The sequence below is a fragment of the Mycobacterium sp. genome (assembly GCF_052145595.1).
Lineage (GTDB): Bacteria > Actinomycetota > Actinomycetes > Mycobacteriales > Mycobacteriaceae > Mycobacterium.
The window spans coordinates 1-11,363 of record NZ_JBKQOI010000350.1; the positions used below are offsets into that span (position 1 = coordinate 1).

At 63.4% G+C, this 11,363-nt stretch carries 11 protein-coding genes and 1 pseudogene; 10 read left to right on the top strand and 2 right to left on the bottom strand.

Annotated elements, in window-relative coordinates:
* A pseudogene (hisE, locus tag ACLP4W_RS28990) lies at positions 1-95 on the bottom strand (phosphoribosyl-ATP diphosphatase); the annotation flags it as partial.
* A gap of 537 nt (positions 96-632) precedes the next feature.
* Between hisE and ACLP4W_RS28995 the strand changes: the two are divergent.
* From ACLP4W_RS28995 to ACLP4W_RS29040, 10 genes are all read left to right on the top strand, one after another.
* Positions 633-1,520 (top strand): MlaE family ABC transporter permease, encoded by an 888-nt coding sequence (locus ACLP4W_RS28995; protein ID WP_442390864.1) that lies wholly within the window; start codon positions 633-635, stop codon positions 1,518-1,520.
* A gap of 25 nt (positions 1,521-1,545) precedes the next feature.
* Positions 1,546-2,409 (top strand): ABC transporter permease, encoded by an 864-nt coding sequence (locus ACLP4W_RS29000; RefSeq protein WP_442390866.1) that lies wholly within the window; start codon positions 1,546-1,548, stop codon positions 2,407-2,409.
* Between the two features lie 85 nt (positions 2,410-2,494).
* Positions 2,495-3,976: an MCE family protein gene (locus tag ACLP4W_RS29005; RefSeq protein ID WP_442390880.1), complete on the top strand. Its 1,482-nt coding sequence runs from the start codon at positions 2,495-2,497 to the stop codon at positions 3,974-3,976.
* A complete protein-coding gene (locus ACLP4W_RS29010) occupies positions 3,973-5,028 on the top strand; it encodes an MlaD family protein (protein WP_442390868.1) in 1,056 nt (351 codons plus the stop codon). Before ACLP4W_RS29005 ends, ACLP4W_RS29010 begins: the two co-directional genes overlap by 4 nt.
* Entirely contained in the window at positions 5,021-6,085 is a 1,065-nt protein-coding gene (locus ACLP4W_RS29015) for an MCE family protein (protein WP_442390870.1), read from the top strand. The genes ACLP4W_RS29010 and ACLP4W_RS29015 overlap by 8 nt, the downstream gene beginning before the upstream one ends.
* Before the next feature lie 20 nt (positions 6,086-6,105).
* Positions 6,106-7,197 (top strand): MCE family protein, encoded by a 1,092-nt coding sequence (locus ACLP4W_RS29020; protein ID WP_442390872.1) that lies wholly within the window; start codon positions 6,106-6,108, stop codon positions 7,195-7,197.
* A complete protein-coding gene (locus ACLP4W_RS29025) occupies positions 7,197-8,435 on the top strand; it encodes an MlaD family protein (RefSeq protein WP_442390874.1) in 1,239 nt (412 codons plus the stop codon). The genes ACLP4W_RS29020 and ACLP4W_RS29025 overlap by 1 nt, the downstream gene beginning before the upstream one ends.
* A gap of 5 nt (positions 8,436-8,440) precedes the next feature.
* Positions 8,441-9,691 carry an MlaD family protein gene (locus ACLP4W_RS29030; RefSeq protein ID WP_442390882.1) on the top strand — a complete coding sequence of 417 codons (1,251 nt, stop codon included), beginning with the start codon at positions 8,441-8,443 and terminating at the stop codon, positions 9,689-9,691.
* Positions 9,692-9,718: 27 nt separating this feature from the next.
* Entirely contained in the window at positions 9,719-10,444 is a 726-nt protein-coding gene (locus tag ACLP4W_RS29035; RefSeq protein WP_442390876.1) for a DUF3329 domain-containing protein, read from the top strand.
* Positions 10,444-11,217 (top strand): mannan-binding family protein, encoded by a 774-nt coding sequence (locus tag ACLP4W_RS29040; RefSeq protein WP_442390878.1) that lies wholly within the window; start codon positions 10,444-10,446, stop codon positions 11,215-11,217. Before ACLP4W_RS29035 ends, ACLP4W_RS29040 begins: the two co-directional genes overlap by 1 nt.
* Before the next feature lie 22 nt (positions 11,218-11,239).
* Here ACLP4W_RS29040 and ACLP4W_RS29045 read toward each other — a convergent pair.
* The coding region (locus ACLP4W_RS29045) for a vitamin B12 dependent-methionine synthase activation domain-containing protein (RefSeq protein WP_442390883.1) at positions 11,240-11,363 on the bottom strand (124 nt) is incomplete at its 5' end.

Here is an 11,363-nt window from a genome sequence, read left to right on the forward strand (position 1 = left end):
GCGACCGTGGCGCTGCCGGCCGGCCGGGTGCGGGCGCGATCGCCGAGTTCGGCGAACAGATCCTCGAAGGTCTTCACGGCCAGCGATTGTTTCACGTGGCGGCGAGCAAAGTCACGGCGGTTTAGCCCGGCGACGTGCGGTCCGCGCCGGGGGAACCGCCCAGCCGCGAAGCGGCGCGGGGTACGGACCGAGGAGGAGGAAGAGGAGGAGGCGCGCAATCAAACCTGGCTCGGCACAATACGCCGAAGGAGACATGGGAGAGCGACCCGGCGCGGCACCGGTCCCGTGCCGAGCCGATGTTTGCTGAGAGCATGCGATCGACTTCGCCAATCTGGCATTCCGACGCGCTTGTGCCGTCGAGTGACGAGCTAATTAGGCGAATGTGCAATATTGAAAGTGCCTATCCAGTAGGCTACCGCCAACCGGATTGAGCTGCAGGATCGCGGAACTTGATGGCGCTATCTTAGCCAAGATTGCGTTCAATCGCGCCCGCGCTTGCTGTTCGGCACTCAGAACGTCAATGGTGGGAGAGCGCCCGATGAAGGCGGGTACTGGTACGCGATGACCAGTGGCATCGGTTTGCCGGAGCCACTGCCGGCCGCGCTGCGATGACTGCACAACAAGAATCCGTGGTGCGCACTAATCACGGTTACGACTCCCCTCATGATGGCCCTCACGACCATGACGTCCCCCATGACGGCCTCGCCGCCATCCAGGACTGGTCCGTCGGGTACGTCAAACGTCACCCGCTCGCCTCACTCACGACGGTCGGTGAACAGTTCGTCCTGGGCGTGCGCACTCTTCAGTATTCCTTCATCGATCTCGTGACCGGCCGATTCCAATGGGAAGAGTTCGTCCGACAAGGTGCGTTCATGGCGGGGACCGCCGTATTGCCGACGGTACTGGTGTCCCTACCGATCAGCGTCACCATGTCGGTTCAGTTCGCGATGATGGCGGGCCAGGTCGGCGCTACCTCACTGGCCGGTGCGGCCAGTGGACTGGCCATCATTCGCCAGGGCGCTTCGATGGTGGCCGCAATTTTGATGGCCTCGGCCGTCGGATCTGCGATCACCGCCGACCTGGGCTCGCGAACGATGCGCGAAGAGACCGACGCCATGGAGGTGATGGGCGTCTCGGTGATCCGCCGTCTGGTGGTGCCGCGTTTCGCCGCGGCGATCATGATCGGCGTCGCGCTCACCGGGGTCGTGTGCTTCGTCGGGTTCTTCGCCAGCTACCTCTTCAACGTGTACGTCCAAAACGGCGCACCGGGCAGTTTCGTGTCGACGTTCGCGTCGTTCGCCACTACTGACGACATGATCCTGGCCCTGCTCAAAGCGATCATCTTCGGCGCCATCGTCACCGTCGTCTCGGCCCAGAAGGGGCTGTCCACCAAGGGTGGCCCAACCGGTGTGGCGAATTCGGTCAACGCGGCTGTGGTCGAAGCGATCCTGCTGCTGATGATCGTCAACGTCGCCATCAGCCAGCTCTACATCATCTTGGTGCCCAGGACGGGCCTATGAGAAAGCCCAAGCCAAGGCTCGTGACGTGACTGTCTCCACCTACCGACCACTGGCGCCGGTTACCATGCGGCTGGCGCGGTTCTACCAGAGAGCCACGAAGCCGATCGCCCGGCTGGGCCATCTGCTGGTCTTCTTCGTGCGGACACTGGTCGCGGTGCCGATCGCTGTGCGTCAATACCGCGGCGAGTTTCTCCGGCTGCTGTCGAACATCACCTGGGGCAACGGCTCACTGGTGGTGGGTGGCGGCACCGCCGGCGTGGCCGTTGTGCTCGGTGTCAGCGTCGGTGCGCTCGTCGGCATCGAGGGCTACAACTTCCTGGAACTGATGGGATTGGGCCCGGCTACCGGTTTTGTGTCGTCGTTGGTCAACACGCGCGAGTTGGCTCCCCTGATGGCCGCCATGGCGTTTGCGATACAGGGCGGCTGCCGGTTCACCGCGCAGCTGGGATCGATGCGCATCGCCGAGGAGATCGACGCCCTGGAATCGATCGCGATCCGGCCGATCCCGTATCTGGTGACCACCAGGCTGCTCGCCTCGGTGGTCGCAATCGTCCCGCTGTACACGGCGTGCCTGGCGATCGGCTACCTCAGCACCCAGCTGGTGGTGGGGATCAGCGGCGGCGGCTCCACAGGCTCCTACCTCCACTACTTTTCGCTGATGCTGGCCGGCAAAGACGTCGTCTACTCGCTGATCAAGGCCGTCGTTTTTGTGTGGATCGCGGCCACTATTCAGTGCTACTACGGCTACTACGCCAGCGGCGGCCCCGAGGGCGTAGGTGTCGCCGCAGGACACGGCATGCGGGCCAGCATCACCGTCATGATCATGGTGAACATGCTGCTCACCATGACGCTGTGGGGGGTCGACTCCGGCGCGAGGTTCGGTGGCTAGGTTGAGGGGTAAGCCCAATTCCTTTGAGCTGGACGGGCGCGGCCCGTCCGACCGGCAACTGCTCGGCTTCGGACTGATCGTTGTAATGCTGGCGGCAGTGCTTACCACGGGGCTGTTGGCCAAGTCGACGGGTCGCCTCGAAGGCTACGTAAAGGTGGTCGCCGACTTGGTCAACGTCGGCGATGGCCTTCCGCAAAAGTCCGACGTCAAATACCACGGCGTGCTCGTCGGGGCCGTCGATAGCGTCGTTCCCGCGACCCACGGGAAGCCCAACTACGTCCACATCGACCTCAAAACCGAATACGCCAAGTCGCTCCCGGCCGCAGTGACCGCGCGCGTTGTCCCTAGCAACGTGTTCGCCGTATCGTCGGTCCAGTTGGTTGGTAACGGTCCCGGCGCGGTCATCCGAGCGGGCGCGCACATTCCCGAAGACACCCGACTGCCGACTGTGCTGTTTCAAACCACCATCAGCAAGCTGCGCGACCTGCTTTCCGCGACCGGACGCGGCCGAGAAGACAGGTCAGTGGGGATCCTGGCCGCACTCGCGGCCGCCACCGACCACCGTCGCGTCACCCTATTGAACAGTGCCGCACAGCTGAATCACGCTCTTGATCAACTTAATTCGATTGTCAGCACGGATAATGGCCCCTCGACAATATCGGCGCTCATCGAGGCGACCCGAGGTCTGCAGGCGACCGCACCCGACCTTCTCGACGCACTACACCAAGCCGTTGAGCCAATGCAGACCTTCGCGGAGACACGCGGACAATTGGCCTCGCTGCTCTCCGGCGCCGATTCCACGCTCGGCACCACGCACCAATCGTTAAACAACCACATCGACCAACTCATCGGGATCACCACCGACTTCACGCCGGTGTTTGGTGTGCTGGCGCAGAATTCCCACAACTTCCTCCCCGCCGCCATCAAGATGAACAACCTGGCCAACAAGTTCATGGAGACCGTCGTGACACCCGCGGGCTTGGGCAACGTGCATGGGATCCTGTCGTTCACCCCCACCTATAGCTACACGCGGGCCGATTGCCCCCGTTACGGTGAGCTCAAGGGGCCCAGCTGTTATACGGCGCCGTTGGTTCCGGTACGGGTGGATCTACCGGAAGTGCTTCTGCCGCAGAACTATCAACCACCGAAAGACCTGGCGCCGCCGCCGGGAACCGTGATCGGCCCCGACGGGAACCTCGTTGCCGTCGGCCCGCCCCTGATCAACCCCACCCCCAACCTGACCGATCCCAACCCGCCGCTGCCTCCGTGGCTTGCACCGTCTCCGCCGGTGCCGGGGACCGCCAACCCGGATAATCCAGACTCGCCACCCCCGGGCCCGGGTGACCGCGCACCGTGGGTTGCGCCGGTCGCACCGAAGGCGCCGTGGATTCCACAGGCGTCGTTCGGCGGCAACGTCGGGCCCGTCGGTAGCCAGTATGAGCAAAACATGTTGACGGTGATCACCGGCCAACCCGCCACTGCGGCCACCGACCTGCTGCTGGGGCCGGTCGCCCGCGGAACAACGGTATCCCTGAAGCATTCACCGTCGGACGGAAGGCCCAAATGAAGTTTCGTGGCCCGCTGATCGGTCTCACCCTTTTCATGGTCGTCGCGGTGACGCTGACCTGGCTGGTCTATGTAAGCCTGCGTCGCGATGTGGCCGGCAAGACGGCGTCGTATTCGGCGGTGTTCACCGATGTGTACGGGCTCCGTGAGGGCGACGACGTCCGGATGGCCGGGGTTCGCGTGGGGCGGGTCGAAAAGATCGATCTCGACGGGAAATTGGCGAAAGTCTCTTTCGCCGTGCAGCAGGAGCAACGGCTGTACGGAAACACCGTCGCCTCGGTGACCTACCAGAACATCGTCGGACAGCGTTACCTTGGACTCTCTTTGGGCAAGGAAGGCACTCCGGATCTGCTGCCGCCGGGAAGTGTCGTCCCGTCGGAACGCACCGAACCGTCTTTCGATGTCACCGCGCTGCTCAACGGATACGAGCCGCTGTTTAGTCTGTTCAACCCCCGCGACGCCGACAACCTCACCAAGGCAGTCATCGAATCACTGCAGGGCGACACCTCGTCGCTTGCCACGCTGGTCAGCCAGACAACCACGCTCACCGAAACATTCGCCGGACGAGATCAGGACCTCGGCGGCGTGATCACCAATCTCAACAAGGTGGTCGGCAACCTCGCCGCGCAGAACGACAATCTCGACGGTGTCATCACGCAAACCGGCGACATGGTCTCCGAGCTCGATCGCCGACGTCCGGAGCTGGTGTCCTCGGTGGGTACGCTGGCGCGGGTGCTGGGCCGGCTGTCGGCCTCCGCGGCGGACGTGTACCCGGCGGCGCGTGAATTCATCGATCGTCAGCCCGGTGCCACTCGGCACATACTCAGCGTCGAACCTCAGGTTGCCTTCTTCGGCGACAACATCCCGATAATGATGAAAGGGATCATTCGCGCCGGCAACCAGGGCGCCTTCGGCAACGGCTACGTGTGTGACGTGAACCTCTTCGGGTTCTTCCCCGGCCTCAACGATGTCGTGCCGATCATCGTCAACGCCGCAACCCCGGGTAACAAGGCGATGCACACCCCGAGATGCAGGAACACGGCCGATGGCTGATTCATCCGCGCGGCTTGGGCTCAAGAGCGTCAAGAGACTTAAGAAACGTCCGCTGGAGAGCTACAACAAGACCTGGCTTGGGTTTATCGCCGCCGCGGTGGTCGCCGTGGTGATCGGAGCCATGCTGGTAATCCACGTGCTCGGTGCCGGGTATCGACACTATACGGCGGAGTTTGTGCAGGCGGCGTCGCTGCGACCCGGGAACCCGATCATGGTCGCGGGCATACCGGTCGGCGATGTCACCAGCATGAAGCTGGCCGGCGACCACGTCGAGGCGGGCTTGAAGATCCGCGATGATGTCGCGCTGGGCAGGGATTCGAAAGCCGTGATCAAGCTCGCCACCATCATGGGAGGGCGCTACCTCGCCCTAGAGCCCGACGGCCCGGGGCGCTTGCCGCACAACACGTTCAATTTGGGGCACACCGAAGTTCCGTACGACCTTCAGACCGCGTTGAAGGACGCCACCACCACGTTCGAACAGGTGGACTCCGACCGGTTTGCGCAATCGCTTGCGGTGCTGGGCAGGCAGCTCAATGGCTTGCCCGAGCTGGTGCCCCAAGCGCTGGCCAATATCGATGCGCTGTCGTCGATCATCGCGCAGCGGCGCGATCAACTGGGGCAGCTGCTCAAGAACAGCGAGCGGGTCACCAACACGTTGCGCAGCCAGCAAGCCAGGATCGGCAATCTGGTCAACCAAGGCCAAGACCTGATGGGTGTATTCGTCGCGCGGCGTGCGGTTTTCAACGCGATGATGCAATCCGTACAGAGCCTGGTGGACGTTTTGAGCAAGATCGTCATCAATGACCGCCCGGGTCTGGAGGCGCTGCTCAAGGATATGGGGGATTTCACCGGCTTGATGGGCCAACACAACGACCTGATGCGCAACATGTTGCAGTCCAGCCCGATCTTGATGCGCGAGGCGGCCAACATGACAGGTGATGGCAATGCAATCGCCGGCAACGGCCCCGGCGGCGTGGTCATCGACTCGTGGATGTGCGCAATCAGCGGCCGCGCCAAGCAGTTTGGGATGATCCCGTATTTCAAGGACTGCAAGTGAGAAGACTCAGGTCCCCGTTCGTGGCAATCGCAGCTGCCGTGGCTGTGGTGGCCGCAGCCATTGGCGTCGGATGGTGGTACCTGAGCCCTGGCGACGAGCCGATCACGGCGACAGCCCAATTCGACAGCGCCGCGGGATTGTACGAAGGCAATGTGGTGGCGGTGTTGGGCATGCCGGTGGGCAAGATCACCAAGATCACCCCGCGGGGTGGCTACGTCGAGGTCGAGTTCACCGTCGATCGCAACGTCAAGATCCCCGCCGACGCTCAGGCCGTCACGGTTTCGACATCCATCCTCAGCGACCGCCAGATCGAGCTCACGCCGCCCTACCGCGGCGGACCGGTCTTGGAGAATCACGACACCATCGGATTAACCCGCACCAAGACACCGATCGAATTCAGCCGCGTGCTAAGCGTTCTCGAGAAGGTGTCCAAATCGCTCCAAGGGGACGGTCAGGGCGGTGGCCCGATCGCCGACGTGCTCAACGGCGGCACCGACGTCATTAACGGTAACGGCGCCAAAACCAAGCAGGCGCTCGACGGGCTCTACAAGGCGCTGCGACTGAGCAGTGACGGCGGCGCGACGAGCCGCGAGCAGATCACCGCGATCATCAAGAACGTCAGCTCGCTGTTCGACGCCGCCGCCGCCAATGACGCGAAGCTCAGAGAGCTCGCGTCAACCATCCACCAGCTCAGTCAGATTATGGCCGACGAGGATATCGGCAGCGGCACCACGGGGAAGAAATTCGATCAGATGGTCCAGCAGGCCAGCGACCTCCTCGACGCCAACCTCGACACCATCAAGAAGGCCATTCTCAATGGCAACACCACGTTGGGAGCCGTCGTTGCCCAGCAGCGCGACCTCGCCGAGACCCTTGACATCGCGCCCATGCTGGCCGACAACTTCTACAACGTGATCGACCAGGCCAACGGCAGCATACGAGCGCGCGTCCTCACCGACCGAGTGATATTCGACGGCCAGTTCGCCAAAGAGGTGTGCAACTTGATGGGCCTGCGGCAACTGGGCTGCAGCACCGGGACTTTGCAGGATTACGGCCCCGATTTCGGGTTGACCTACGTGCTTGACGGCCTGGCCGCGATGGGACAGAAATGATGGCCGTGCACAGAAAGGGCGCCCTCGCGATGGCGGTTGCCACGGCAATTTTCAGCTCGGGATGCGCCACGAATGGCCTTGCCAGCCTTCCCCTTCCGGCTCCGGGGCTGGGTTCTGGCGGGTACACGCTGACGACGGTATTCGCCAACGCACTCAACCTGCCGATGAATGCCAAAGTGAAACTCGCCGGCGCCGACGTGGGCCAGGTCGAGTCGATGGTCGCACGCAACTACACCGCGGTCACCACCCTGCGGATCAGGGATGGCGTGCTCCTACCGCAGGGCAGCACCGCCGAATTGCGTACCGCTACCCCACTGGGCGACGTGTTCGTGGCCCTGAAGCCACCCGCCGATGATCCCCCGAGCACGCCGTTCTTGCACGACGGCGACACCATCGGTTTGGAGTCGACGGCGGCAGCCTCAACCGTCGAGTCGGTGCTGAGTTCGGCTGCGGTAATGGTCAACGGCGGAACGGTGCGCAATTTCACCAACCTCATCAACGGCGTCGGGAACGCGGCCGGCGACCAAGGTCAGGCATTCGGGGAGCTGATTCGCAAGTCCAGCCGGCTGCTCGCCACACTGGACTCCCGATCCGGACAGATCTCGGCCGCGTTGACCGAATTATCCAGTCTCGCTGACGAACTCGACGCCAAGGACCGCACCATCACCGAGCTGATGGCGGCGGCCGGTCCGGGCACCAATGCGCTGGCTTCCAACACGACCCAGCTTTCCGACCTGGCAGTGCAGGTCGGCGACACCGCCCGGCTGCTTTCCCGGTTTCCCTCGATCGGGGGGACCGACACCAGCGGCCGAAGCATCGTCCGTGACCTGAACACGATCGCCGGGGTCGCCAACGACATTGCGGTGAGCCCGGATACCAGCTTGCTGGCCTTCAACCGGATGCTTCCTCCGATGATCAAAGCCACGGCGGGAAATTCGGTTGCGGTGAGCGCCAGTTTTGACAAGTTGGTGCTCGGATCGATACCCGACATCGGATTCCCCGGCGACAAAGGGCTGCACGGGCCGCACCGGTACAACTGGAATCAATTCATCGGCTCGTTGAAGTATACCCTGTGGCGTCTGCAAGAACGAGTGGTTGGGCGCGGGCCGAACTCACCACAGGTGCCCCTGATACCTGACCCGGTGGTTCCGGGCCAAATCGATATCGCCCCTCCCGCGGCGCCATCGGCCCCTGGCCCGCCGATGCCCGCCCCGCAACCGCCCGGACCGCAGCGGTGACCGCGTTGATCGACGACTCCGCCAACGTCCTGGTCCGCCTGGTGCGAGCGTGCCACCGCCAGCAGGTCTGGCTGTCGGTGGCTGGGTTGGCACTCACTCTCGTCGTGGCGACCGCCTATTTGCTGATCGGCGCGCTGCGGGTGGCGCCGTTGGCGTCGTCTTATCGGGTCACCGTGCGGTTACCGGAATCCGGTGGTTTGCTGCCCAATCAAGACGTCACACTGCGCGGCGTGCGGATCGGACGGGTCGAGTCGCTGCAAATCACCGACCGGGGCGTGGATGCCGTCGCCAATATCACGTCGAAGGTCAGGATCCCCGCGTCGGCCGTCGCGCATGTATCCGCGCTGTCTGCCGCGGGTGAGCAATTCATCAACCTCGAAGCCGCATCCGAGGCGGGCCCGTATCTGCGTGACGGCAGCATCATCGCGCTGGACCGCACCACCGTCCCGATCGGCCTGGCGCAGTTGCTCGAGGACGCCAACGGACTGCTGGCACAGGTCGATCCGCACAAGATCGAGCTGATCAAGAAGGAATTGAGCCTGAGCAAGGAAGGGCCGGCCAAGCTGGCCGCCATCGTAGACGGCGGCACGTTCCTGCTGTCGACGCTGGATTCGGTGCTGCCCCAAACCACCAGCATCATCAAGACCAGCCGGGTCGTGCTTACGCTGGCGGCCGACAAGAACGCCGGACTGGCCGCGACGACCGTGGATCTCGACCGAACCCTGGCCGGCGTGGCCAGAATGCAGGGCGGCTACCGGGGTTTGACCGAGCAATCGCCGCGCGCCCTGTCGGGCATCGACAACTTGTTCGCCGACAACTCCGACACCATGGTGCAGCTGCTGGGCAGCATGGCCACCATGTCACAGCTGCTGTACCTGCGGGTACCGGCGCTCAACGCGCTGTTCCCGAACTACCGCGGCTCGGTGCTGGACGCGTTCGCGACCATCTTTCACGACAACGGTGTCTGGGGGACCGCGGAGATCTATCCCCGCTACGCCTGCGACTACGGAACGCCGGCTTACTCAGCCACGACTGCCGACTATAGCGAGCCGTTCATGTACACCTACTGCCGCGACACCGACCCCGGGATTTTGATTCGCGGAGCCAAGAATGCGCCGCGGCCGGGCGGCGACGACACCGCCGGTCCGCCGCCGGGGGCAGACCTGGGCCGCAAAACCGATCCAACACCGAAGGGCCGCTACACGATTCCCACACCCTACGGTGGTCCGCCTCTGCCGATCGAACCGCCGCACTAAGACCAAAGACCCGTCCAGCACAAGGAGATGATCGTGGTCGCTACAAAAGAAAAAGACACCGGCACGGAGCCGGAAAAGTTCGCAGCCACAAGCGAGGACACCGATGTCGAAGAGACTGAGGTCGAAGAGACTGAGGTTGAAGATGCCGACGCCGAAGAAGTGGACGCGGCGGCGGCCGATTTGGATGATGCCGACGCCAACGATGACGATGACGATGACGCAGATGACAAGCCGTTCAAACGCAAGCGCGACAAGGGCAAGCGCCGCAAGCGGCCCTGGCGACAGTACCTGCGTCGCAGCGCGCTGCCGTTGTTACTCGTTGCCTCGCTTGCGGTTTCGGGCTTCCTCGGCTGGAAGCAATGGCAAGAGGACCAGATCAAGCAAGCCGGCGAGCAGGCCCAACAGGCGGCCATCGCGTACGCCCAGGTGCTGACGAGCATCGACTCCAACAATGTCGACCAGAACTTCAGGCAGGTGCTCGACGGCGCGACCGGCGAGTTCAAGGACATGTACACCCAGTCGAGCGTGCAGCTTCGCCAGCTGCTGATCGACAACAAGGCGACCGCACACGGGGTGGTGGTCGACTCGGCGATTCAATCCGTATCCACGAACAAGGTTGTCGTACTTGTCTTTATCGACCAGACCGTCACCAACACGCAGGCGCCGGATCCGCGCATCGACCGCAGCAGGATCAAGATGACCATGGAGAAGATCGACGGTCGCTGGCGTGCAAGCAAGGTTCAACTGCTGTGATGCGATGGCTCACCTCGGCGTTCGTCCTCGTCACAGCGGCGGCAATTTCGGGATTGCCCAACGCCGCGACCGCGCGCGCGTCGGCCCCATCGTTCTGCGGCGAACTCGGCGGCGACTGGGACGGCCAGTACTGCCACACCACGGTGACCTCCGAACGCAATGCCGTCCGCGACATCAAGGTCGCCGTGCCGGGCGAGCTGATCGACAACCCGACAACCAGTGGAGTGGTCCGCGACTACCTGCACACCCTGGTCAACAATTGGCGAAATGCCAACGCCCACATGGTCGCCGACAGCTATGGCGAGGAAAACTATCAGATCTTCCAGCACGGCGACCTGCTGAGCGCGGTGTTCCACGAGGACTACCACGCCGACGGCCCCAAGCCCAACAATGCCTACCGCACCTTCACTTTCGACATGGCCAGCGGCCGGCGGGTGCAACTGGCGGATCTAATGACGTCAAATCCGCTGACCGCCATTCCCCCGCTGGCTCAGCCGTTCATCCAAACCGCGCTCGATCAGGCGCCGCCACCGCACGACCCGGGAACCTACCCGTTCATCATCGATCGCTGGACTCCCGACAAGGTCTACTCCGGCGCGTACAAGGCGTGGGCGCTGACTCCCGACGAGCTGATCTTGTACATGCCCGACTACCCGGTGGGCCACGACGAGCCGGTCAACTTCACCCCCGGAATGATGCAGTGGTACATGGACGGCGGCACCGTCCAAGCCCATATCCCTTTGTCGGCCCTGGCTCCCGTACTGCGGATCTGAGAGCCGACCGGGAATTCCTGCATCACACGTTGAAGTACTTGGCCTCGGGGTGGTGCAGGACAAACGCGTCCGTCGACTGCTCGGGGTGCAGCTGTAGCTCCTCAGACAACGTCACGCCGATGCGTTCGGGCTCCAGCAGCGCCATC

What these genes read in the sequence shown, in the direction of transcription:
- ACLP4W_RS29015 (WP_442390870.1), top strand. Translation starts at nt 5,021, where the DNA reads ATGGCTGATTCATCCGCGCGGCTTGGGCTCAAGAGCGTCAAGAGACTT.
- ACLP4W_RS29005 (WP_442390880.1), top strand. Translation starts at nt 2,495, where the DNA reads ATGCTGGCGGCAGTGCTTACCACGGGGCTGTTGGCCAAGTCGACGGGT.
- ACLP4W_RS29035 (WP_442390876.1), top strand. Translation starts at nt 9,719, where the DNA reads ATGATCGTGGTCGCTACAAAAGAAAAAGACACCGGCACGGAGCCGGAA.
- ACLP4W_RS29010 (WP_442390868.1), top strand. Translation starts at nt 3,973, where the DNA reads ATGAAGTTTCGTGGCCCGCTGATCGGTCTCACCCTTTTCATGGTCGTC.
- ACLP4W_RS29040 (WP_442390878.1), top strand. Translation starts at nt 10,444, where the DNA reads ATGCGATGGCTCACCTCGGCGTTCGTCCTCGTCACAGCGGCGGCAATT.
- ACLP4W_RS29025 (WP_442390874.1), top strand. Translation starts at nt 7,197, where the DNA reads ATGGCCGTGCACAGAAAGGGCGCCCTCGCGATGGCGGTTGCCACGGCA.